The sequence below is a fragment of the Mesorhizobium sp. P2_F8 genome (genome assembly GCF_056403655.1).
In genome coordinates, this window is sequence record NZ_JBFUFB010000013.1 from 22234 (window position 1) to 45750 (window position 23517).

Below are 23517 nucleotides of genomic sequence, written 5' to 3' on the forward strand. Positions count from 1 at the left end.
TCAATATCCCGGGAATGCGGGCTCGAGCGGTCCGGCGGATGCAGTGATCTTTTGCTTGTAGGCGATGCTGGTCGAGGTGATGGCTTCGGAGATTTCGCCGCCATTGCTGTCGGCGCCATAGACGAGACGGACGGCCTCGCGGTTGAGCTCTTCCGGCGGGCCGTCGAAGACGACCTTGCCGGCGGCCATGCCGATGATGCGGTTGCAGTAGGCGCGGGCAGTGTCCAGCGTGTGCAGATTGGTGACGACGGTGATGCCTTCGCGCAGATTGATGTCCTGCAACGAATCCATCACCACCTTGGCGTTGAGTGGGTCGAGCGAAGCGATCGGCTCGTCGGCGAGGATCACCTTGGGCTGCTGCATCATGGCGCGGGCAATGGCGACGCGCTGCTGCTGGCCGCCCGACAAAGTGCCGGCAGGCTGCATTGCGGTGCGGGCGATGTCGAGCCGCTCGAGCGCGGCGACCGCCTCGGCGCACTCGGCGCGGGAAAACATGCCGAGCAGGTTTGACATGGTCGAACGGTGGTTCAGCTTGCCGAGCAGCACATTGGTCAGCACGTCGAGGCGCGGCACCAGGTTGAATTGCTGGAAGATCATGGCGCAGTCGCGCTGCCAGCGCCGGAGCGGCGAACCGCGGAGCTGGGAGACCTCGGCGCCGTCAAAAAAAATCGATCCCTGGCTGGGGTCGATGAGACGATTGATCATGCGAAGAAGGGTTGATTTGCCCGCACCCGAACGGCCTATGATGCCAACCATCTGACCCTGCGGGATCGAGACGTTGATATCGCTGACGGCAGTGTTCTTGCCAAATCGTCGGGTGACGCCGCGGATTTCGAGCGTGGCTGACATGGTCGTTTCCAGTCCAGTCGCGTTGAAGGTCTGTTAAGAACTTCGCTAGCGCAGCGCCATGAACCTGCGGTGTCGGATTGATGTCAGTTTTGTTACTGCCCACAGGCGCGGCGTCAGGCGCCTGTCGGTGTCGATCAGCCGAGCACCTGCAACTCCTCGAAATGCTCCATGTCCCTGAAGCTGCAGAAGGCCGGCGCCTTGATCTCGATCGCCGGAGCCTGCCGCGCGAAAAGCGCGAGAGAGTCATCGAACAGTTGCTGCCATACGGCCGCCCTGTCATCCGCAAGACGCTGGATCTGATAGGCGAAGGTGATGTGGAAGACGTAGCTGTCGTGATCGGGATGCCTGTAGCCGAACGGCACCGCCAAGGCATCGCGYCATGCGCCCATGATGCGCACGTCCTCGTCGGTCGCGCCGGCAACGGTAAGGCCGGTCGGTACGATTTCGACCACCTTGATGTTGAACGGGCCGAGGCCCTTGAATCCCTTCAAGCGTTCCAAATAGAGGCGGGTCATGGCGTCGATGCTGGTGTCGAGCGGCACGTCATGTGGCCAGTAGGGCAAGCGGCGGCGATATTCGATGATGCCCTGGAACAGCGTCATGTGCAGGCTGGAGACGGGGGTGAAGGCCAGCCGGTCGGCATCGGGCATCGCCAGCATCCGGTCGCGCACCGCAAGCACCACGGCCTCGGAGGGCGAACCGCTGACGAGATGGCTGACGACCGTGTTGCCGGGCTCGATCAGGAAATTGCCCGACATGTCGTAGCGCGTGCCGAGATGAACGGGCGGCTTCGGATTGGAGCCGGCAAAGAATCCGGCGAGCGAGGGTCTGACAGAAACAGGCATTTGCGATCTCCAGGGCAGATGGCGTCCTGCCCCGGCGATGTGTCAGGGAGATGAAACAGGCTCACCCATGACAATGATGTGATCGCCTATTCGCAATATTTTTCCAGAAAGGCCTCGGCCGACAGTTCCCGGAAATCATCCAGTGCTGTCCGCAGCTTGGCATGGTCCCAGTCCCACCAGGCGAGCGCCTGGTAGCGTTCGGCGGTGCGGCGGTCGAAACGCTCGCGGATCGGTCTGGCCGGCACGCCGCCGACGATGGTGTAAGGTGCGACATCCTTCGAGACGACGGCACCGGCGCCGACCGCGGCGCCATCGCCAACAGTGACGCCGGGCAGGATGGTCGAGCCGTGACCGAGCCAGGTGTCGTGGCCGATGGTGACCCGCTTGGCGCGTCGCTGGGCGAAGAACTCGCTCTCGTGCTCGGCGTCGTCCCAATAGTCGGAGGCGCGGTAGGTGAAATGGTGCAGCGTCGGCCGCCATGTCGGGTGGTTGGTGGCGTTGATGCGCACGCTGGCTGCAATGTTGGAAAACTTGCCGATCGTCGCGCACCAGACGGCGCAGTCCTGCATCATGTAGGAATAGTCGCCGAGGATGCTCTCGGAAACCCGGCTGCGGTCGGCGATCTCGGTCCAGCGGCCAAGCGTCGAGTTCTGTACGTCCGCCGTCGGGTGGATCAGCGGCGTCTCCGACAGTTTTTTCGTCATGCGGCGATTTTTCCGGGCGCGAAAGCGGTGACGTCGATAATGCGGTCGGCGACCGCCTCACGCACGTCGTGGTCGTGGAAGATGCCGAGCAGGGCGACGCCCGCGGCTTTCTTGGCGGCGATGAGTTCGATCACCACGTCGCGGTTCCTGGCATCGAGCGAGGCGGTCGGTTCGTCGAGCAGCAGGATCGGGTGCTCGGTGATGAAGCCGCGCGCGATGTTGACGCGCTGTTGCTCGCCGCCGGAGAAGGTTGCCGGTGGCAACGCCCAGAGTTTCTCCGGCAGGTTGAGCTGCGCCAGCAAGGCGCGTGCCTTGCCGCGCGCGTTCTCGCGGTCCTCGCCGCGCTCGACCAACGGTTCGGCGACGACATCCAGCGCCGAGACGCGCGGCACGGTGCGCAGGAACTGGCTGACATAGCCGATCGTTTGCCGGCGTATGGAAAGCACGGTGCGCGGACTGGCGGTGGCGAGATCAATCAGCCCGTCATCGTGCTTGACGATGATCTGGCCCTCGTCGACGGCGTAGTTGCCGTAGAGCATCTTCAGGATCGAGCTCTTGCCGGCGCCGGACGGGCCGCCGAGCACGGTGCATTCACCAGCCCTGATCGAGAACGAAACACCGGCGACTACAGGCAGTTTGATGCCGTCGCGCAGATGCATGGTGAAGCTCTTGGCGACGTCGGAGACAACGAGGGGCGTCGGCATGGGCTACACCTGAAGTATCGAGGAAACGAGAAGCTGGGTGTAGGGCGCGCGCGGGTCATCGAGTACGCGGTCGGTGAGACCGCTTTCGACGACGCGGCCATCCTTCATCACCATCATGCGCTGCGACAGAAGACGCGCCACGGCAAGGTCGTGGGTGACGACGATGGCGGCGAGACCAAGGTCGGTGACCAGGCCGCGCAGCAGGTCGAGCAGGCGTGCCTGCACCGAGACGTCGAGGCCGCCCGTCGGCTCATCCATGAACACCAGCCGTGGCCCGGTGACGAGGTTGCGGGCGATCTGCAGGCGCTGGCGCATGCCGCCGGAAAAGGCGCGCGGCTCGTCGTCGATGCGGTCTTCGTCGATCTCGACGCGCGACAGCCAGTCGACGGCCGTGGCGCGGATCTTTCCATAGTGGCGGTCGCCGACCGCCATCAGCCGTTCGCCGACATTGGCGCCGGCCGACACCGTCATGCGCAGGCCGTCGGCCGGGTTCTGGTGGACAAACCCCCAGTCGGTGCGCATCAGAAAGCGGCGCTCGGCCTCGCTCATCCGGTAAAGCTCGCGGAACTGGCCGTCGCGCATACGATAACTGGCGGTGCCGGAACTCGGCAACAGCCGGGTCGACAGGCAGTTGAGCAGGGTCGTCTTGCCGGAACCGGACTCGCCGACCACTGCCAGAACTTCGCCCGGCCACAGGTCGAAGGAGACGTTGTCGCAGCCGACGCGCGAGCCGTAGAATTTGGAGAGCGCCGAGACGCGTAGCAATGGTTCGTCGGTCATGGACGGGATCCTGGCATGAATTCTGTGCTATCTGCTCCCGTCGTGATTTTGCCGGCGAACAGGTCGAGAAATGCGTTGCCGATTTCGAGCAGCCGACTGGTCTCGATTGGGTGTGACCAAATAATGCTGAGTCCGAGAAGATTAATCGTGGCGGGTTCGAGCATCCTTGCGTGTTTCTCCAACATCGAGAGGAGTCGCCCTATCGCGCTGACCACTTTTTGCTTCGCGTTCTGATCGTGCGCTACGCGGTCCAAATCTACGACAACGATACCTGGAGCATGGCACTCGGATTGCAAAAGCCATTCTTCCCGGGCGACCATTTCTGGAGCCGACTGATCGAGATTGGATTGGACATGCAATGCGAGCAAACGCAGCCAAAGACACAGCAGGCTGTCGTTCATCCAGAAGCCCTTTTCATCTACTTCAACGAAAGAGCTACCCATTGGAGTGGTCCCGGATGGCCTGAATCTCCTCGCCAGCGGTATGGGGGGCAAGATGGCCGCGATGGCCCTCTTCACGCCGCTTCTCGCAGTGATCGGTGTCGGAGCAGACGAACATGTGGCCGCCATGGTCGTCGAGGATGACTTCGTCGAGATAGACATTCTCGGCCGCGCACAGCGCGCAGGGCTGGTCGAAGGTCTGCACCTCGAACGGATGATCCTCGAAGTCGAGGCTGACCACTTCGGTGAACGGCGGCACGGCATAGATACGCTTTTCGCGGCCGGCGCCGAACAGCTGTAAGGCCGGCGAGCGGTGCATCTTGGGATTGTCGAATTTTGGCGTCGGCGACGGGTCCATCACATAGCGACCCTCGACCTTGACCGGATAGGCGTAGGTGGTGGCGATGCGGCCGTGCCTGGCGATGTCCTCATAGAGCTTGACATGCATCAGGCCATATTCCTCCAGCGCATGCATCTTGCGCGTTTCGGTCTCGCGCGGCTCGAGGAAGCGCAGCGGCTCGGGAATCGGCACCTGATAGACCAGCACCTGGCCCGCCGTCAGCGGATGCTCGGGGATGCGGTGGCGGGTCTGGATGATGGTGGCGCTGGCGGTATCGGTCGTCACCGCGACATTGGCGACCTTCTTGAAGAAGGCGCGGATCGACACCGCATTGGTGGTGTCGTCGGCGCCCTGGTCGATGACCTTCAAGACATCGTCGGGACCGATGATCGAGGCGGTGACCTGGACGCCGCCGGTGCCCCAGCCATAGGGCATCGGCATTTCGCGCGAGGCGAACGGCACTTGATAGCCGGGGATGGCGATGCCCTTGAGGATCGCGCGGCGGATCATCCGCTTGGTCTGTTCGTCGAGATAGGCGAAGTTGTAGGTGGCGATGTCGGTCGGTTGAGCGGTCATTCCGCGGCCTCCCTCTTGTCGTCCGCCTTCACCGGGTTTTCGCGGGCGTCATATTCGGCGCGCATGCGGCGCACGAGGTCGAGTTCGGCCTGGAAGTCGACATAGTGCGGCAGCTTTAGGTGCTCGACGAAGCCGGTAGCCTGGACATTGTCGGAATGCGAGATGACGAACTCCTCGTCCTGCGCGGCGGCGACGACATCTTCGCCGAGTTCCGAAGCGCGCAATGCCCGATCGCACAGCGCCATCGCCATCGCCTTGCGCTCGCTCTGGCCGAAGACCATGCCGTAGCCGCGGGTGAATTGCGGCGGCGCCTTGGCCGAGCCCTTGAACTGGTTGACCATCTGGCATTCGGTGATCCGCACGGTGCCGAGCGGCACGGCGAACGGGAGTTCGGGGACATCCAGTTCCAGCTCGACCTCGCCGATGCGGATCTCGCCGACGAAGGGATGGTTACGGGCATAGCCGCGCTGCGTGGAATAGCCGAGCGCCAGCAAGAAGCCCTCATCGCCGCGTGACAGCGCCTGCAGGCGGATGTCGCGCGCCATCGGGAATTCCAGCGGCTCGCGGGTGATGTCGCCGGGGACATGGTCCTGCGGCATCTCGCCATCCGGCTCGATCAGGCCCTCGCGAGCAAGGATCGCCGAGACGCGGGGCATGGCCTGCGTTTCGGTCTCGCGCTGCAGCGGCTCGACGACATCGCCGCCGGCGGCAAGCTCGGGGTCGAGCAGCCGGTGCGTGTAGTCGAAGGTCGGGCCGAGCAGCTGGCCGCCGGGCAGGTCCTTGTAGGTCGCCGAAACGCGCCGCTCGACCAGCATGGTGGCGGTGTCGATCGCCTTGGAATAGCCGAAGCGCGGCAACGTGGTGCGGTAGGCGCGCACCAGGAAGATCGCCTCGATCAGGTCGCCGCGCGCCTGGACGATGGCAACCGCCGCCAGTTCCCGGTCGTAGAGCGAGCCTTCGCTCATCACCCGGTCGACGCCAAGCGCCAACTGTTCGACGATCTGGTCGAGGCGAAGGGCGGGCACCGAACGGTCGCCGCGCCGGCGGTCGGCGAGCAGGCTGTGGGCGTTGGCAATGGCCGCTTCGCCACCTTTTACCGCGACATACATCTCAGGCCCCCATCGTCTTGATGCGCGTTGTGCGCGGCAGACAGGCGACGCCATCCGATGTGGCGAGGATGATATCCACGCCGCGCGGAAAGCGCTGGTTATTCTGCTTCCACTGTTCGACGAAATGACGCGGCATCTGCGCCGGTGCGATCGTGGCACTGGTTTCGATGCCGGGGCCTTCGAGCAGCAGCGGGGCACCCGAAACGAGATCACTGACTTGCAGGATCAGCGTGGTGGAGCGGTCGGGATAGTCCTGCGTGCCTTGCGAAAAACCATCGAGCGCCATCATCTCGGCCGGCGTGGCGATCAAAGCGAAATGCGCATCGGCCGGCGTGTTGGCCAAGGGCGCACCGGTGTGGAAACCAAGCCAGGATTTGATCGCGGTAGAGGCCTGCAAAGCCGGGTCGAGCCAGAGTTGGGTGTCGTTGTCGCAAAGCGCCAGCGCTACGGCGCCGGCGGTCGCTGAAAGCGGCACCGGCGGGCGGGCGAAGGCGGGCAGGGGTTGCACGCTGCCCGGCCGCGCCATCGCGTCCATGACCGCGCGAAACACGATCTGGGCGTCGAAGACCGGATCGGCGAATCCGCCTTCGATCGATTGCGCTGCGATCTCCATCAGTCTTCTCCGCGAACCATGGTGAAGAAATCCACCTTCGTTGCCGCCGTCTCGGCGCGGCGCCGTTCATGCGCCGTGGCCAGAGCCGACCGCAGAGGCGCTATGAGCCCGGTCTCGACCTCGGCGCGACGCGCCGGGTCCTGCCACAACGCGTCGGCGATTGCCGCCAGCCTCGCCTTCTGCTTGTCGCGGCCAAGCGCGTAGCAATGGCCGACCTGTCCGGACGGCAGCCGGACAGTGGCGCGGGTAACGGTCGTCTCACCAACATTGAAAGGGGAGCCGCCACCGCCGATGCGGCCGCGCACGGTGACCAAGCCGGTCTCCGGGCCGCGCAGCAGCTCAGCTTCCGAGGGCAGCCCGGTAGCGTTCCAGAGCCGGACGACGTCATCGCCGCTGGATTGCGCCAGTGTTGCCATGGCGGCCTTGCGCTCGGCCTGATCGCGGGCTTCCTGTCCTCGCATGAGCAACATTCCTCTTGGCTAGATTTGTCTATTGATATAGACAACTATACAAATTATACCTATTATCTATCGCGAGTCCATGACGGGTGGATGACAAGCAATGGGAGGCTGGGGCAATTAATGGTCGGGCAGCTGGAAGCGGACGGCATCGAGCGGCGGAGTGGTGTCTCGCTGTGGCGGCAGATCGCCGACAAGATCCTGCATGCGATCGCCATCGGCGATTTCGCCGAGAATGCAGCGCTGCCGCCGGAGGTTGCGCTGGCCGAGCGCTATGGCGTCAACCGTCACACGGTGCGCAGTGCCATAGCAGCCCTTGTGCAGGAAGGGGTGCTGCGGGCCGAACAGGGACGCGGCACATTCGTGCTGTCGCGCAAGCGGCTGTCCTATCCGATCGGCGCGCGCACACGCTTTTCGGCAGGCCTGCAAGGGCAGGCGTCGGAACGGCATATAGTCCTGCTTTCCTCATCGGTGGAGCCGGCCAGCCAGCGCGTCGCCGAGGGGCTTGGCCTAGCTAGGGGGACAAACGTGATCCGGCTGGAAACGCGCGGCGAAGCCGATGGTCGTCCGGTGTCGCGCGCTGCCGGCTGGTTCGAGGCCAGGCGCTTTGCCGGCATCGATGCCGCCATGGCTGAAACCGGCTCGATCACCGCGTCGCTGGCGCGTTTCGGCATAGACGATTATCTCAGGCAATCGACCATGCTGTCAGCGCGCCATGCCGATGCCGCCGACCTTGCCGACCTCGACCTGCAGCCCGGCGCCATCGTGCTGGTCACGGTCGCCGTCAACGTCACACCCGACGGCCAGCCGATCCAGTTTTCCGAGTCACGGTTCCCGGCCGAGCGGGTCGAACTCAAATTGTCGGCGTTGTGAGCCGACACCGCCGGTTGCCTAGATTGTCGAACGCAGTTCCCTTAGGGAAGGCGCTAAGCGCTTTTCCCGGGAGAACCGCTTTACACTTTTCCTGGAATTGCACTCATCCGACTTCTATCACAGCCTTGATCAGCCCCGATTTCTCGTGTGCCCAGCGCGCGAGATCATGTGGCGTGCCGGCCAGCGTGGTGCGGTGGGTGACGAGCTTGGCCAATGGCACGGCGCCGTTGCGGATCGAGGCGGCGACGTGGTCGAAGTCGGCGCGCAACGCATTGCGACTGCCGATCAGAGTCATCTCGCGCTTGTGGAATTCCGGATCGGAGAAGGTGATGTCATCCTTGACGACGCTGACCAGCACCAGTGTTCCGCCATGCGCGACATGGGTGAAGGCCGACTGCACCGACTGGGTGTTTCCGGTGGCGTCGAAGACCACATCGAAGCCTTCGCCGCCCGTCGCCTGCCCGACCAGATCGGGCACCGCGCCGCGCGAACCATCGAGGGTCTTGAAACCGAGCTCATTCGCGGCAAAGGCAAGCCTTTCGCTGCTCATGTCGAGCAGCGTCACGTCAAGCCCGGCGATGCCGGCGAAGATGGCAGTGCCGAGCCCGATCGGACCGGCGCCGATGACCAGCGTGCGGGCGCCGGGATCGGCGCTTGCGCGTCGCACAGCATGCGCGCCGATGGCCAGGAACTCGACAGCGGCGGCGTCGGCCAGCGACAGGCCGTTTGCCGGATAGAGGTTTTGTGCCGGCACCAGAATCCGTTCGCACATGGCGCCGTCGCGATGGACGCCGAGCACCTCGATCCTGACGCAGCAATTCGGCTTGCCGTGCCGGCAGGCGATGCACTTGCCGCAGGAAAGATAGGGATTGATGACCACCGGCTCGCCAGCGGAAAGTTCAACGCCTTCGCCGGTCTCGACGATCGTTCCCGACACTTCATGGCCCATGATGCGGGGATAGGCGAGGAATGGGTGCTTGCCTTCGAAGATATGATAGTCGGTGCCGCAGATGCCGACATGGCTGACAGCCACCAGCGCCCAGCCGGGAGGTGGCGCGCTCGGCGCCGGACGGTCTTCCAGGACGAGCTCGCCAGGCGAGCGGCAGACGACGGCTTTCATGCTTCAATCCAGTTTGTCATGAAAATCGCCGGCCCATTTTCGCGACAGGGCCGGCGATCGATCTCAAATTATGGTCACTTGCTACCGCGGCGTCGCAGCCCGTCGAAATAGACGATGATGATGATCAGCGCGCCGGTGATGATGCGCTGCCAGAAGGCGTTGACGTTCAAGAGATTGGCGCCGTTGTTGATGGTGGCCAGAATGAAGGCGCCGAGCAGCGGCCCGTGCACCGAGCCGACCGCGCCGAATAGCGAGGTGCCGCCGATTACCGACGACGCGATCGCTTGCAGTTCCCAACCCTCGGCCTGGGTCGGGTTGCCGATGCCGATGCGTGAGGCCAGCAACACGCCGACGAACGCCGCGCAGAGACCCGACAGCGTGTAAGCCATGTAGATGGTTCGCTGGACGTTGACGCCGGACAGGCGCGAGGCCTCGGCATTGGAGCCGACCGAGAACAAATACCGGCCCCAACGGCTGTGATGGAGGAAGATGTAGGCCGGAATGCCGACCAGGATCACCATCCAGAACAGGTTGGGGACGCCGAGGAAGGAGTTGCGCGAGAACTCCTGAAAGGCATCGTTGTTGATCGATATCGAATTGCCGTTGGTCATCAAAAGACCGATGCCGCGCAACGACGTCAGCGTTGCCAGCGTGATGATGAAGGGTGGCAGCCCCATCTTGACGATGCCGAAGCCATGGAACAGGCCGATGGCGACGCCGACCAGCAAGGTGATAAGGATGGCGAGGAAGACCGGGATGCCGGCATTGATCAGCATCGCGGCAATGACTGTGGCGAAGCCAACCACGGCGCCGACCGAAAGATCGATGCCGCCGGTGATGATGACGAAGGTCTGGCCGACGGCCAGGATGGCGATCATCGAGCCCTGGCGCAGCAGGTTCGAGATGTTGTTGGCCGAAGCAAAGCTTGATGTCGACAGTGACAGGATGACCCACAGCAGCACCAGCAGCGCCAGCAGCGTCAGCCCGAACAGGGCATTGTAGTTGCGCTTCGGTTTCTCGGCAGGAATCGCCTCGGTGCTCATATCTGTTCTCCCAGCTTTTCTTGTTTCTCGGCGAGTGCCTGTGTGAGAATTTCCTCATGGTCGGCGGTGCGGAACCCGTGCGTGGCCACCAGTTTGCCGCGGCGGAATACGTGCAACGTGTCGGCCAATTCGTAGACCTCGGGCAGGTAGGACGAGATCAGGATGATGCCGGCTCCCTTCGACAACAACACGCTGAACAGGCGGTAGATCTCGGCCTTGGTGCCGACGTCGACGCCGACCGTTGGCTCGTCGAAGATGAACAGCCTCGCGCCGTGGGCCAGCCATTTGCCGATGACGATCTTCTGTTGGTTGCCACCGGACAGGCTGGACGCCAGTGCACTGCGCGTCGGCGTCTTGATCCTGAGATCGGCGATCTGGCGGTCGGCCTGGGTCCTTTCCTGCGCATTGGAGATCAGCAGATTGTTCGAGATGCGCTTGTAGATCGGCAGGTTGAGATTGAGGCCGACCGAAAGGTTGAGGCAGAGACCCTGATCGCGACGGCTTTCCGGTGCCAGCGCCATGCCAAGCTTGATCGCGTCATGCTCGGAGTTGATCTGGACCGGCTTGCCTTCCCACAGGATCTGGCCGGCCGATTTACGGTGGCGGCCGTAAAGCGTGGTGACGAACTCGCTGCGCCCGGCGCCGATCAGGCCGTAGAGCCCGACGATTTCGCCGGCTCGGACCGTCATCGATACATTCTCGAAGCCTTTGCCGGAAAGGTTCCTGGATTCGAGGATCGCCGCGCCCGGTGTGAAATGTTCCTTGTGGTAGATCTGTTCGATCGAGCGGTTGATCATCATCTTGACCAGCTCCGCGTCGTTGGTCTCGGCGATGTTGCGGGTGCCGACCAGCGTGCCGTCGCGCAGCACGGAAACACGATCGGCCAGCTCGAACACTTCCTCCATGCGGTGGCTGATGTAGATGATCGTCACGCCCTCGCCCTTCAGCCGGCGGATCAGGGTGAAGAGCTGGTCGGCCTCCTTGCGGGTCAGGTAGGCGGTCGGCTCGTCGAAGATCAGGAATTTCGTGCCGCGCACGGTGGCGCGGGCGGCGGCGATCAGCTGCTGCTGGCCGATGGTGAGGTCGCCGAGCGTGACATGCGCCGGCAGATCGAAGCCGAGATCGTCGATGATCTTCTGTGCTTCCTTGACCATGGCGCGTTGCTGCAGGATGCCGAAGCGCGAATTCTCCTCGCCGAGGAACATGTTGGCTGCCACCGTCAGATGACGGCAGAGCACGACCTCCTGGTGCACGGCATTGATGCCGAGTGCCATCGCCTCATGCGGTGTCGCCAAGGCTGCCGGCTGGCCCTCCCAGACCACCTCTCCGGAGGTGCGCGGCATGACGCCGGTGAGAAGCTTGATGAGCGTTGATTTGCCGGCGCCGTTCTCGCCGACGATGGCGTGGATCTCGCCGGATTTGAAAGCGAGGTTGACCGGCTTCAGCGCGTGAGTGCCGGGGTAGCGCTTCTCCAACCCGCGCAATTCGAGGATGGTCCGCCCTGGTTCCAGCACGGGTGCCGGATGCAGGTCCTGCGCCGTCGACGTCATGACAATCCTCCCAGATTGGCCTCACGATTGGCACGCTGCAAGGCAAGGATAGGCCTCGAAAGGCAGCCTAGCTCAAGCTTGTGGATTGCCAAGCCGTTTGTGCCGGCAGTGGATGTTTCCGGGGCGCGAGGCCCCGGAAACGATTTGGATGCGACGGCTCAGAGCTTCGGGTTGAGCAGCGCGTCGATCTTCGGGTCTTTCATGTTGGCCTTGGTGACGAGGTTGGCGCCGGTGTCGACATTGGCCTCGACCTTCTCGCCCTTCGAGGCGGCGAGCGCCGTCTTGATGCCGTCATAGCCCATCCGGTACGGGTCCTGGACGACGAGGCCGGAAATGACGCCGTCATTGAGGAACTTGATCAGCTTCTCGTCGCTGTCGAAGCCGATCAGCCCGACCTTGCCGGCAAGTTTGTTCTCGGCGATCGCCTGGCCGACGCCCTGCGCCATGATCAGGTTGGAGGCGAAGATGCCCTTCAGGTCCGGATTGGCGGTGATCAGATCGGTGGCGATGTTGAGGCCGGTGGTGGCCTGACCGTCGGCATATTTGTCGGCGACGAGCTCGAGGCCCGGATATTTTGCCTTGAGCTGTTCCTTGAAGCCCTGGGCGCGCTGTTCCAGCGAGCCGGCACCGGGAAGTGCCGTGATCAACGCGACCTTGCCCTCGACCTTACCGCCATTGGCTTCGCCGATGGCTGCTGCAAGACCGTCCGCGGCCACGCGGCCGCCCTGCACGTTGTCGGTGGTGAGGAACGAGGTGAAGGCCTTGGAGTCGGCGCCGGAGTCGATGCCGATGACCTTGACCTTGGCAGCGGCTTCGTCGATCGGCTTGCCAAGCGCCTTGGCTTCGGTCGGCGCGATGACGACGGCGGCCGGGTTGCCGGCGACAGCATTCTCGAGGATCGAGATCTGGCCGTTGACGTCGGTTTCAGCCTGGGCGCCGAGTTCCGGTACGTTGACGCCCAGGTCCTTGCCGGCCTTGCGGGCGCCGGCCAGAACGATCTGCCAGTAGAAGGACGTCGTGTCCTTGACGATGATCGGAATGGTCACGTCCGCCGCCGAAGCCGGCACCGAATGCATGACGCCGGCGAGCATCGAAGCTGCTGCCAGCGTCATCACGGCGCGGCGGTTGAGAATGCTGGTTACGAATTTCATTAGGAATCCTCCCTAAGTCGCCCGGTGAACGTTACGGAAGCTCCGTCCGGATAGGCGTGGCCCAAACAGAACTTTATCAATAAAAAACATTTACAGTGTTTTGATAGTGCATCGACCTGTCCGATGCAAGCGGTGTTTCGCTTCACCCTGCCGAGGTCTGGCAGGGGCAAGATAACCGCGCCACTCCTCCCTTGCCGCCGTCAAACGCTTCCGTTTCGTTCCGTGAAGACATGGAATATTAATTCCACTCTTTAGTCAATATGGAATATTCATTCTTTTGTGAGATCGCAAGAATGTGAAGCATGGGTCAGCTTTCACAGGGGGGTGGGAGCTTCACGCCAGCTCCTGCACCAGCGTATAGGGTCGGTATCTGGCGTATTCCGCCTCGGGCACGTCGACGTCGAGCAATTCGAGGTTGCGGGTCAGGTTTGCCAGCTTGGCGGTGCCGGTCAGCACCGTGGCGACCGCGGGTTCATGCAAGGGGAACTGGAACGCGGCAGCCGCCAGCGGATAGCCACCCTCGGTGGCGATCCTTTCCATCGCACCGACGCGGTCCAGCACGTCGTGGTTGGCGGGCAGGTAGTCGAAATGCGCGCCTTGCACAGGCCCGGTCGCCAGGATGCCGGAGTTGAACACACCGCCGATGACCAGTGACGTCTGTTGTGCCCTGCACAATGGCAGCAGTTCCGCTTCGGCGCTGCGGTCGAGCAAGGAATAGCGGCTGGCGAGCAGGATGCAATCAAGTGGCGCGCGACGCATCACATCGAGGCAGATCTGGACCTCGTTGACGCCAAGCCCATAGGCGGAAATGACGCCGGAACGCTTCAGCTCTTCGAGTGCCTTGAGGCCGCCATCCATAAACTCGCGAAAATGCAGTTTGGTTTTCTCGACGCCATGCGTATAGGCGCCGATGTCGTGGACGAACAGGATGTCGATCTTGTTGAGGCCAAGCCGCGCATAGCTGAAATCCACCGAACGCATGATGCCGTCATAGGAATAGTCGTAGTCCAGCGCGAACGGCAGCGGGTCGACATAGGAGTGATCGGGAACACGGTCGTCCGGCACGGGGCGGAACAGGCGGCCGACCTTGGTCGACAGCACATAGGAGTCGCGCGGCTTGTAGCGCAGGAAGTCGCCGAAGCGGCGTTCCGACAGGCCGAAACCGTAGAAGGGTGCGGTGTCGAAATAGCGCAGGCCGGCCTCCCAGGCGCCTTGCAGCGTCTCCATCGCCGACTCGCGCGAACAGGCACGGTAGAGGCCGCCGATCGCGGCGCCGCCAAAGCTGATCTCGGTGACCTCGAGCGCGGTCTGACCGATGCGGCGCTTGTTCATGCGAAAACCTCCCTGTTGCCGACCGTTGTCCGGTTTGCAGCCTTCAGATGTCAGTTCAATCTAGTGCAATTCCAGGAAAGACGTGTAACGGCTTTCCCGGGAAAAGCGCACAGCGCTTTCCCTTGGGAATTACGCAAAAACAACGGGTTAGAGCGTTGCACCAAGATGCCAGGGCACGAACTCGTTGTCGCCGTAGCCGAAATCCTCGCTCTTGGTCTTGCGGCCGGAAGCCGTCTCGACGATCAGTTCGAAGATCTCGCGGCCCATGCCGGCGATGGTTTTCTCGCCCGAGGCGATGACGCCGCAGTTGACGTCCATATCCTCTTCCATGGTGTGATACATGGTCGAGTTGCTGGCGACCTTGATCGACGGCGTCGGCCGGCAGCCGAAGCACGAGCCGCGGCCGGTGGTGAAGACGATGACATTGGCCCCGCCCGCCACCTGTCCGGTGGCCGAGACCGGGTCGTAGCCGGGCGTGTCCATGAACACCAGTCCGTTGCCGGTGACCTTTTCGGCATAGCCGAAGACGCCGTTGAGCGGCGTCTGGCCGCCCTTGGCGACCGCGCCCAGCGACTTCTCCAGGATGGTGGTGAGGCCGCCGCGCTTGTTGCCGGGGGAGGGGTTGTTGTCGATCGAGGCGCCATGCTTGGCGACGTGATCCTCCCACCACTTGACGAAACCGTCGAGCTTCTGCGCGATCTCCGGTGTTGCCGCGCGATAGGCGAGCAGGTGTTCGGCACCATAGATCTCGGTTGTCTCGGAAAGGATGCCGATGCCGCCGACGCCGGCCAGGATATCGACGGCTGCGCCCAGCGCCGGATTGGCCGTAATGCCGGACATGCCGTCGGAGCCGCCGCATTGCAGGCCGACGACGATCTCACTGACCGGGATCGGCTCACGCTTCAGCTGGCCGACTTCCTCCGCGATCTCGGCCAGCACCAGCATCGCCTTTTCGACCGATTTGCGCGAGCCACCCGCGTCCTGGATGTTGAAGTGGCGCTTGCCGGCGGCGGCGCCCTTCTGGCCATAGAGGGTGAGCTGATTGACCTCGCAGCCGAGCCCGACCATCAGCACGCCGCCGAAATTGGGATGGCGGGCGTAGCCGGCGAGCGTGCGATGCAGCACCATCATGCCGTCGCCGGTGCCGCTCATGCCGCAGCCCTGGCCGTGGACGATCGGGACGAAACCGTCGATGCCGGGATATTTCGGCAGCAGGGTCCGGTTGGCTTGGTCGGCGATGGCATGGCAAACCGTGGCCGAGCAATTGACGCTGGCGATGATGCCGATGAAGTTGCGCGTACCCGCACGACCATCGGCGCGGCGATAACCCATGAAGGTGCGGCTGCGGTCGGCTTCTGTCGCGTGCTCGGCCTCGCTCGGCGGCACTACGGGCAAACGGCCGGATTCGAAAACCAGATTGTGCGAATGAACGTGCTCGCCCGGCGCGATGTCCTGTGTCGCGCGGCCGATTGCCTGGGCGTATTTCACCACGGCCTCGCCGGCGGCGATCGGCTTGATGGCCACCTTGTGGCCGGGCTCGATCAGCGCAGTGGCGACGGCACCGCCCGGCAGCGTGGTGCCGATCTCGATGCGGCCGTTGGCGACGGCGACATTGTCGGCGGGAGACAGAAGAATGCTGTTGGAGGCGTTCACGGGCGGTTTCCTGGGTGATCCTGGGATGCGCGGGCGGATTGACACGCGCCTGTTAAAAGATAATGTCTTTTATCGTGAAAAAACAGTTTTGCGTCAATTGTTTTTTCGCTGGGGAGTTCCGCATGTCCTTGGGTGTTCCGAAAGCGATTTCGCTTTTCAGGGGTCATGGGAACGTCATATTGCGCTTCAAGCCAGCAGCCGCAAGCGACGGCGTGCAACGGGTCAGGGATGTCGAAGAGCAACAACGTCTACAAGGATGCCTACAACAGGTGCCTCAGGCTGCTCGATGAAACACGTAGCCTGCCTTCGGAGCCGGAGCTGGGTACATTGCTTGGTGTCAGCCGGACGACCGTCCGCACCATCTTGGCGCGCATGGAAGAGACCGGGCTGATCGCCTGGAACAAGCGCGCCAAGACGGTGCTGCGCGAACCGCGTCCCGATGATTTCTTCCCCGAGGAAGAGACCGACACGCTAGCCGAGATCATCGAACGGTCGTTCATGCGACGGCTGCTCGCCAGCGGCGCCGAGGCAGGCATGCAGATCAACGAGCTCGAACTGGCGCGCGAGATCGGCGTCGGCACCACCAGCGTGCGCGAGTTCCTGATCCGCTTCTCCCGCTTCGGCCTGATCGAGAAGCGCCGCAACAGCCATTGGGTGCTGAAGGGCTTTACCCGTGCCTTCGCGCTGGAACTGACCGAAATCCGCGAGATGTTCGAACTGCGGTCGGCGGCGGCCTTCGCCGCTCTGCCGCAGGACAGCGCGGTCTGGACCGATCTCGACCGGCTGGAGGACGAGCATCGCCAGCTGGCAAGCGAAATCGCCACGCGCTTCAACGAATTCTCGGAGCTGGATGAGCGCTTCCATCGGCTCATCCACCGGGCGTCGCACAACCGCTTCATCGTCGATTTCTACGACGTCATCGCCATGATCTTCCACTATCACTACCAGTGGAACAAGGCGCAGGAGCGCGAGCGCAACGAGGTCGCGATCGGTGAGCATCTCGCCTATATCGCGGCGCTCAAATCGCGCGACCTCGGCAAGGTCGACGCCGCCTGCCGCAAGCACCTGAAGTCGGCGCGCCAGACATTGCTGACCTCGATCCCGGAGAGCCGGCCGCCCCTGAAACCCTGATATGCCGCGTTGCCGCAGCATCGAATTGCCGATTTTCGACCTGTCCCTCCCGTGATAGGTATCTCTCCGGTGATTGCTTGATGAGGCAGATCGTTTGAACAGCCGGGAGAAGCGGTGGAGCATTCTGGTCGCGCTTGTCGCGGCCCATCTGCTGCTGCTCCAGTCGACGCTCGGTGCGTTCGCCTTCGGCACTGCGCCGAATGCGTCACAACTCGATGCCTTCGGCAACGTCATCTGCACCCGTGAGGGTGCGACCCAGCTTCCTGGCGGCAACCCGCCACCGTCGCATCTGCCGGCATGTTGCGTGCTTGGCTGCAGCATGTTTTCGCCGGCCTTTGCGCCGCCACCCGTTGCGGGGTTGGCACTGGGGGCGCGTTCCTTTGAGGCCGTCGCCTTCGTCTTTCCGGCGGCCATCCATCTCGACTTTGCGCGTGAGCGCTCGCCGTCGAATCCGCGCGCGCCGCCGCGGACGGCCTGAGTCTGTCTGCCCGGCGGAACCTTTCGCGGGCGTACCCATCCAAACATCAAACTGTCCGCGACCGGTAACGGCGCGACCTTCACTTCATGGAGCAACCATGTCCCAATTTTTTCGCATCGCCGCGCGTCCTATGCCCGGCAGCTTGTTGCGCAGCTTCGAGGCGCGCCTTGGCATCGCCGTACTGGCTTTTGCGCTGTTGTTCGCCGGCGCCCAGACCGGCTTCGCGCATGGGTTCAAGATCGGCGATCTCGAGATCGGGCACCCCTGGTCACGTGCAACGCCGGCAGGCGCCAAGGTGGCCGGCGGCTATTTCACCATCACCAACAAAGGCAGCACGTCGGACCGGCTGCTGTCGATTTCCACCGACATCTCGGACAAGGCCGAACTGCATGAAATGAGCGTCAAGGACGGTGTCATGACCATGCGGCCCGTTGCCGGCGGCCTGGAGATTCCGGCCGGCGGCAAGGTCGCACTGGCGCCTGGCGGCTATCATTTGATGTTCATCGGCCTGAAACGGCAACCCAAGCAAGGCGAAACCTTCTCCGCCACGTTGACCTTCGAGAAGGCCGGCACCGTCAGCGTCGACTTCGCCGTCGAGGGCATGGGCGGCGCCACGGACGACCATGCCGATTGATCGCACCATTTCGACAAAATCTGAAATCAGAGGGACCATTATGAACAAGTACCTTTTGTCGGCCGGTGCGCTTTTTCTCCTCGGGACAAGTGCTGTCTTCGCGCACATCACGCTCGAAACCCAGGAAGCGGCCGTCGGCTCGACCTACAAGGCTGTCTTGCGCGTGCCGCATGGTTGCGACGGCAAGGCGACGATCGCCGTGCGCGTGCAGATCCCGGAAGGGGTGATCGCGGTGAAGCCGATGCCGAAGCCGGGCTGGACGCTGCAGGTCAAGAAGGGCAAGTACGACAAATCCTACCAGCTCTACGGTCAGGCGGTGACCGATGGGGTCAAGGAAGTCGACTGGAGCGGCGGCAGCCTGCCGGATGAATTCTATGACGAGTTTGTATTCCGCGCGACGCTGACGGCCGATCTGCCCGTGGGCCAGAAGCTCTACTTCCCTGTCGTGCAGGAATGCGACGGCGCCGCCGATCGCTGGATCGAGATCCCGGCAGCAGGACAGGATGAAGACGCCCTGGAAAATCCGGCGCCCGGCATCAAGCTGTTGCCGAAGAAATGATGTCTTTCGGCGGCGCACTTCGTTCGCGGAATGCGCCGCCATTTCATGGCAATGGCATGATCGCGATATCCTCACTGCGGATGATTCACATGGCCAGCAAGCTCGTCAGCCGGGTTGCCGGGGGCTTTCTGGCGATGATGATGCTGCTCATCGCCATGGCCTCGACTAGTCCGGCCTTTGCCCATGCCGCGTTGATCAAGACCGACCCGGCCGACGGTATGGTGCTGGCACAGGGGCCGGCACAGTTCTCGCTGACCTTCAGCGAGCCGGTCTCACCGCTGGTGCTGACGCTGGTGAAGCCCGACGGCACGCCGGTTCCGCTGACCGCTTTCCGCCTCAGCGACCAGACGGTCGAAATCGACAATCCGCAGGACCTCAAATCCGGCACGCATGTGCTGAGCTGGCGCGTCATCTCCGCCGATGGTCATCCGGTCGGCGGCTCGCTGCTGTTTTCCATTGGCACACCAACGGAGCCGCCGGTCGCCTCCGAGGCCGTCGACTGGCCGCAGCGGTCGGCAATCTGGCTCGGCAAGGTTCTTCTCTACATTGGTCTTTTCCTTGGCGTCGGCGGCGCTTTCGCCCTTGCCTGGCTGACCCAGGGCGGGCCGTCCGGCCGGCGTTTCGCTATCGGGGCAATCCTGTGCGGGCTGGTCGCGGCCCCGCTGTCGCTCGGCTTGCAGGGGCTTGATGCGCTCGGGGCGCCGCTCTCCCATCTGGCGCAGCCGGTCATCTGGCGGACCGGGCTCGATACCAGCTTCGGCTGGACGGTGCTGGCCGCCTTGATCGCGCTGGGGCTCGGCCTGCTGTCGCTGGCCGGGCCACGCTTGGCCGCCAAGCCGGTCGCGCTGGCTGGACTTGCCGGTGTGGGTATTGCGCTGGCCGCCAGCGGCCATGCCAGTGCCGCCGAGCCGCAATGGCTGACGCGACCGATGGTGTTCCTGCACGGCGTCGGCATCGCCTTCTGGGCCGGCGCATTGATGCCGCTCTGTCTGGCGCTGAAAGGTCAGTCGGCGGAGGTCGCGCCATTCCTGCGGCGGTTCTCACGCATGATCGTGCCGGTGGTGGCCGTGCTTGTCGCTGCCGGCATCGTGCTTGCCGTCATCCAGGTGCAGACGCCGGCGGCGCTGGTCAGCACCGTTTATGGCAAGCTGCTCTTGATCAAGCTCGGGCTGCTGGTCTTCCTGTTCACGCTTGCCGCCGTCAATCGCTGGAAGCTCACTGCATCGGCCGAGGCCGGAGCGACGGAAGTGCAGCGCAGGCTCGCCCGCTCGATCGGCGTCGAAATGCTGATCGTGCTGGCGATCTTCGCTGTCGCCGCGGGCTGGCGCTTCACGCCGCCGCCACGGGCACTGGCGATCGCCGCGGCGCAGCCGGTTTCGGTCCATATCCATGCGCTGCAAGCGATGGCGGATCTCAGCATCACACCCGGCCATACCGGACCGGTCGTCGCCTCGATGATCATCATGACTGGCGATTTCGGACCGCTCGACGCCATGGAGGTGACGCTGGTGTTGTCGAAGCCCGATTCAGGCATTGAGCCGCTCAAACGTGCCGCGACCAAGCCCGGCGATGGCAGCTGGCGTGTCGACGACCTCGTCATCCCGGTTCCTGGCCGCTGGACGGTGCGCATCGACATCCTGGTCTCGGACTTCGAGATGGTGAAGATCGAAGCGCCTGTCGATATCAGACCGTAAAAGCTGGACCGCCAAGTGCCCCGAACTCGGCCGATGCAACACAATTCGGCGAGGCGGTTGACGCGGCCCGAAAGGCCCGTCAATCATCTCGCCGAAGAATGGGCATCCCGGCAAACCGCGAGCTCGAACCAACAAGATCCGAAAGCAGGGAAGAAACGATGGAAAAAGCCGAAATCGGCCTGATCGGCCTTGGCACGATGGGCTCCAACCTGGCGCTCAACATCGCCGAGCACGGGCACCGCATCGCTGTCTTCAATCGCACCAGGGCACGCACCGACGCTTTCGTCGAGAATGCCGGCGCGCTGAAGGACATGGTGGTGCCTTGCTACAGCCTGGAAGAACTCGCCGCCGCGATCCGACCGCCACGCCCGATCATCATCATGGTGCTGGCCGGCAAGCCGGTCGACGAACAGATCGAAGCCTTGCGTGGCGTGCTGTCGGCCAACGACATCGTCATCGATGCCGGCAACGCCAATTTCCGTGACACGATGCGGCGCTTCTCCGAGCTTTCGGGCTCGGGTCTGACTTTCATAGGCATGGGCGTGTCCGGCGGCGAGGAGGGGGCGCGCCACGGGCCGTCGATCATGGTCGGCGGCACCGAGGATTCCTGGAAACGCGTCGAGAAGGTGCTGACCGCGATCTCCGCCAAATTCAACGATGAGCCCTGCGCGGCGTGGCTCGGCACCGACGGCGCCGGCCATTTCGTCAAGACCATCCACAACGGCATCGAATATGCCGACATGCAGATGATCGCCGAAATCTACGGCATCCTGCGCGACGGCCTCGGCATGGGGCCGAAGGATATCGGCACGGTGTTTTCCAACTGGAACAAGGGCAGGCTCAATTCCTACCTGATCGAGATCACCGCCAAGGTGCTGGCCGCAGACGATCCGAAGACCGGCAAGCCGGTGGTCGATATCATCCTCGACCGCGCCGGCCAGAAGGGCACCGGCAAATGGTCGGTCATCGAGGCGCAGCAGCTCGGCATTCCGGCGACCGCGATCGAGGCGGCCGTGGCGGCGCGCGTGCTGTCGTCGATCAAGGACGAGCGGCAGGCGGCGGAAAAAGCCTATGGCAATATCGGCGTGACGAAGATTTCCGGCGACAGGGACGCATTGCTTGGAGATCTCGAACTGGCGCTGTTCGCCGGCAAGATCGCCGCCTACGCGCAAGGCTTTGCTGTGATGAGCGGCGCCTCCAAGGAGTTCAACTGGAACCTGCCGATGCCGACCATCGCCAGGATCTGGCGCGCCGGCTGCATCATCCGCTCGCAGATGCTCGACACCATGGCCGAGGCGTTTGGTTCCGGCGGCGCATCGACCAATCTTCTGATGGCGCCGGCCTTTATCGCCCTGATGCAGGAAGCGCATCCGTCGCTGCGGCGTATCGTGGCAAGGGCATCGGAGGCAGGCTCGCCGGTGCCGGCGCTGTCTTCCGCACTTGCCTATTTTGACAGTTACCGCCAGGGCCGCGGCACCTCGAACCTGATCCAGGCGCAGCGCGACTTCTTTGGTGCGCATGGCTTCGAGCGTATCGACGGACCGGGCGCATTCCACGGGCCGTGGGGCAGCGGTGCGGCTGGCTGAAAAATGGCTAATCCAGCGAGCGCCGATAGGCCAGGACCTCGCTCGGTACGCTCAGGCTCTGCAGCGTGCCGGGCGCGGCGCCGCCGATCCAGCCGAGAACGGAGCGGGCGAGTTCGGAGCCCGCCAGCCGGAAATTCTCGTTGACGACCAGCAATTCCGTGCGAAACAGATGCAGTAGGTCCGACGATTGCTTGGACACGACATCGACGTCACGGCCAAGCTTGAGGCCGGCATCCTCGATGCCGGCGACGATGGCCAGTGTCGCCGCGGCGGCGCTGCTGACGAAGCCGTCCGGCCGGTCTTCGCGGTGCATCACTTGCGCGGTCCGGCTCCGGATCTGCTCGATCGTATGGTCGATAGAAACAGTGTTGAAGGGGATTTCGCTGGCGCCAACCTCGCTCAGCGCATCGGCAAAGCCGTTGACGGTATGACCGTGGTAGGTCAGCCCGACGGGCGGCGACAACAAAGCGAGCCGGCGGCGGCCGATGCCGGCCAGACGACGCACGGCTTCCACCGCAAAAGCGTAGTTGTCGAAATCATGATAGGGGTGGACCAGCCCCATTTCGGTGCGGCCATGCGTGGCAAAGGGAATACCGTGCTCCAGCATGTAGCGGGCCCGTGGGTCATTCGGCTGCGTGCGTGAGATGATGACRCCGTCGGCGGAGCCCGTCTCGACCAGATAGCGTATGGGGTCGAGCGGATCCTGCGAGCGCGAATAGGGCGTGACGATCAGATGGTAGGGTGTGTCGGCAATGACCTCCGAAACGCCGTAGATGATGTCCGAGACGAAGCTCATGATCTCGCGTTCGGTGTTGAGCACGAGGCTGATGACATTGGTCCTGCCGGTGCGCAAGCGCACGCCCGCGCGGTTCGGCCGGTAGCCGATCTGCTTGGCGACGAGCTGGACGCGGCGCCTGGTTTCGGCGCCGATTTCCGGGGCGTCCTTCAAGGCACGCGACACGGTGGTGACGCCGAGCCCGGTCATGAAGGCAAGCGTCTTCAAAGTCGGCCGCCCCTGCGCCAACGCCTCTTCGTTGTTTTCCGTACGCCGTCTGTCCATTCGTCCCGCCCGTCAGGCGCATAGCAGCCGCAGGCCGGATCGGCAATCGCCGCCACAGCGATACGGTATGCGTTCCAGCCCCGGCAAGCGTCAATATACTGAAACGTTACAGGTTGCCAATATCGAGTGCCGCCACTCGCGGCGAGGCCGACGGCTGTCTTGCGGAAATCCATTGGGATTGCAGAAGAAATCGCTTTTATCATCGCCTTTGCCGGCTTTCACGCGCAGTTTGATG

General features: G+C 63.4%; 24 protein-coding genes. 7 read left to right on the forward strand and 17 right to left on the reverse strand.

Annotation, left to right across the window (positions count from 1 at the left end; all coding sequences use genetic code 11):
• The 10 genes from phnC to phnG form a co-directional block, all read right to left on the reverse strand.
• On the reverse strand, positions 1 to 849 hold the full coding sequence (gene phnC, locus AC1DZP_RS27610) for a phosphonate ABC transporter ATP-binding protein (protein WP_095084778.1): 849 nt from the start codon (positions 847 to 849) through the stop codon (positions 1 to 3).
• Between the two features lie 134 nt (positions 850 to 983).
• A complete protein-coding gene (locus AC1DZP_RS27615) occupies positions 984 to 1694 on the reverse strand; it encodes a DUF1868 domain-containing protein (RefSeq protein ID WP_477306784.1) in 711 nt (236 codons plus the stop codon).
• Positions 1695 to 1780: 86 nt separating this feature from the next.
• Positions 1781 to 2398, reverse strand: a complete 618-nt coding sequence (locus AC1DZP_RS27620) for a DapH/DapD/GlmU-related protein (RefSeq protein WP_477306786.1) — start codon at positions 2396 to 2398, stop codon at positions 1781 to 1783.
• Positions 2395 to 3102 (reverse strand): phosphonate C-P lyase system protein PhnL, encoded by a 708-nt coding sequence (phnL, locus tag AC1DZP_RS27625; RefSeq protein WP_477306788.1) that lies wholly within the window; start codon positions 3100 to 3102, stop codon positions 2395 to 2397. Before phnL ends, AC1DZP_RS27620 begins: the two co-directional genes overlap by 4 nt.
• A gap of 3 nt (positions 3103 to 3105) precedes the next feature.
• The gene (gene phnK, locus AC1DZP_RS27630; RefSeq protein ID WP_023760811.1) at positions 3106 to 3882 is read right to left on the reverse strand and encodes a phosphonate C-P lyase system protein PhnK; all 777 of its coding nucleotides are present in this window, start codon (positions 3880 to 3882) and stop codon (positions 3106 to 3108) included.
• A complete protein-coding gene (locus AC1DZP_RS27635) occupies positions 3879 to 4325 on the reverse strand; it encodes a hypothetical protein (RefSeq protein WP_477306790.1) in 447 nt (148 codons plus the stop codon). The genes phnK and AC1DZP_RS27635 overlap by 4 nt, the downstream gene beginning before the upstream one ends.
• Complete coding sequence (locus AC1DZP_RS27640; protein ID WP_477306792.1) at positions 4318 to 5238, reverse strand: alpha-D-ribose 1-methylphosphonate 5-phosphate C-P-lyase PhnJ; 921 nt, start codon at positions 5236 to 5238, stop codon at positions 4318 to 4320. Before AC1DZP_RS27640 ends, AC1DZP_RS27635 begins: the two co-directional genes overlap by 8 nt.
• A complete protein-coding gene (locus AC1DZP_RS27645) occupies positions 5235 to 6347 on the reverse strand; it encodes a carbon-phosphorus lyase complex subunit (RefSeq protein WP_477306794.1) in 1113 nt (370 codons plus the stop codon). Before AC1DZP_RS27645 ends, AC1DZP_RS27640 begins: the two co-directional genes overlap by 4 nt.
• 1 nt (position 6348) lies before the next feature.
• Positions 6349 to 6960: a phosphonate C-P lyase system protein PhnH gene (gene phnH, locus AC1DZP_RS27650; protein WP_477306796.1), complete on the reverse strand. Its 612-nt coding sequence runs from the start codon at positions 6958 to 6960 to the stop codon at positions 6349 to 6351.
• A complete protein-coding gene (gene phnG, locus AC1DZP_RS27655) occupies positions 6960 to 7421 on the reverse strand; it encodes a phosphonate C-P lyase system protein PhnG (RefSeq protein ID WP_477306798.1) in 462 nt (153 codons plus the stop codon). Before phnG ends, phnH begins: the two co-directional genes overlap by 1 nt.
• Before the next feature lie 120 nt (positions 7422 to 7541).
• On the opposite strand from phnG, the gene phnF reads away from it, so the two are divergent.
• A complete protein-coding gene (phnF, locus tag AC1DZP_RS27660; RefSeq protein ID WP_477306800.1) occupies positions 7542 to 8291 on the forward strand; it encodes a phosphonate metabolism transcriptional regulator PhnF in 750 nt (249 codons plus the stop codon).
• Positions 8292 to 8394: 103 nt separating this feature from the next.
• On the opposite strand, the gene AC1DZP_RS27665 is transcribed toward phnF, so the two are convergent.
• The 6 genes from AC1DZP_RS27665 to AC1DZP_RS27690 all read right to left on the reverse strand — a co-directional run bounded on the left by AC1DZP_RS27665 (position 8395) and on the right by AC1DZP_RS27690 (position 16140).
• Complete coding sequence (locus AC1DZP_RS27665; RefSeq protein ID WP_477306802.1) at positions 8395 to 9411, reverse strand: zinc-binding alcohol dehydrogenase family protein; 1017 nt, start codon at positions 9409 to 9411, stop codon at positions 8395 to 8397.
• A gap of 74 nt (positions 9412 to 9485) precedes the next feature.
• Positions 9486 to 10454, reverse strand: coding sequence for an ABC transporter permease (locus AC1DZP_RS27670; protein ID WP_477227872.1), 969 nt, complete (start codon positions 10452 to 10454; stop codon positions 9486 to 9488).
• A complete protein-coding gene (locus tag AC1DZP_RS27675) occupies positions 10451 to 12004 on the reverse strand; it encodes a sugar ABC transporter ATP-binding protein (RefSeq protein ID WP_477306804.1) in 1554 nt (517 codons plus the stop codon). Before AC1DZP_RS27675 ends, AC1DZP_RS27670 begins: the two co-directional genes overlap by 4 nt.
• A 158-nt stretch (positions 12005 to 12162) precedes the next feature.
• Complete coding sequence (locus tag AC1DZP_RS27680) at positions 12163 to 13155, reverse strand: ABC transporter substrate-binding protein (protein ID WP_095084765.1); 993 nt, start codon at positions 13153 to 13155, stop codon at positions 12163 to 12165.
• Positions 13156 to 13488: 333 nt separating this feature from the next.
• Complete coding sequence (locus AC1DZP_RS27685; RefSeq protein ID WP_457152184.1) at positions 13489 to 14487, reverse strand: aldo/keto reductase; 999 nt, start codon at positions 14485 to 14487, stop codon at positions 13489 to 13491.
• A gap of 147 nt (positions 14488 to 14634) precedes the next feature.
• Entirely contained in the window at positions 14635 to 16140 is a 1506-nt protein-coding gene (locus AC1DZP_RS27690) for a UxaA family hydrolase (protein WP_457152185.1), read from the reverse strand.
• A gap of 228 nt (positions 16141 to 16368) precedes the next feature.
• Here AC1DZP_RS27690 and AC1DZP_RS27695 point away from each other — a divergent pair, with 228 nt between their 5' ends.
• The 6 genes from AC1DZP_RS27695 to gndA all read left to right on the forward strand — a co-directional run bounded on the left by AC1DZP_RS27695 (position 16369) and on the right by gndA (position 22222).
• Positions 16369 to 17271 (forward strand): GntR family transcriptional regulator, encoded by a 903-nt coding sequence (locus AC1DZP_RS27695; RefSeq protein WP_457152186.1) that lies wholly within the window; start codon positions 16369 to 16371, stop codon positions 17269 to 17271.
• A 121-nt stretch (positions 17272 to 17392) separates the two neighbouring features.
• Positions 17393 to 17749, forward strand: coding sequence for a DUF2946 family protein (locus tag AC1DZP_RS27700; protein ID WP_095085006.1), 357 nt, complete (start codon positions 17393 to 17395; stop codon positions 17747 to 17749).
• A 97-nt stretch (positions 17750 to 17846) separates the two neighbouring features.
• Entirely contained in the window at positions 17847 to 18383 is a 537-nt protein-coding gene (locus AC1DZP_RS27705) for a copper chaperone PCu(A)C (RefSeq protein WP_457152187.1), read from the forward strand.
• Positions 18384 to 18423: 40 nt separating this feature from the next.
• Entirely contained in the window at positions 18424 to 18942 is a 519-nt protein-coding gene (locus AC1DZP_RS27710) for a YcnI family copper-binding membrane protein (RefSeq protein WP_457152188.1), read from the forward strand.
• An 89-nt stretch (positions 18943 to 19031) separates the two neighbouring features.
• Entirely contained in the window at positions 19032 to 20636 is a 1605-nt protein-coding gene (locus AC1DZP_RS27715) for a copper resistance CopC/CopD family protein (protein ID WP_477306806.1), read from the forward strand.
• A 158-nt stretch (positions 20637 to 20794) separates the two neighbouring features.
• The gene (gndA, locus tag AC1DZP_RS27720) at positions 20795 to 22222 is read left to right on the forward strand and encodes an NADP-dependent phosphogluconate dehydrogenase (protein ID WP_477227876.1); all 1428 of its coding nucleotides are present in this window, start codon (positions 20795 to 20797) and stop codon (positions 22220 to 22222) included.
• A gap of 7 nt (positions 22223 to 22229) precedes the next feature.
• On the opposite strand, the gene AC1DZP_RS27725 is transcribed toward gndA, so the two are convergent.
• Positions 22230 to 23282, reverse strand: coding sequence for a LacI family transcriptional regulator (locus AC1DZP_RS27725; RefSeq protein ID WP_477306808.1), 1053 nt, complete (start codon positions 23280 to 23282; stop codon positions 22230 to 22232).
• Positions 23283 to 23517: the final 235 nt, after the last annotated feature.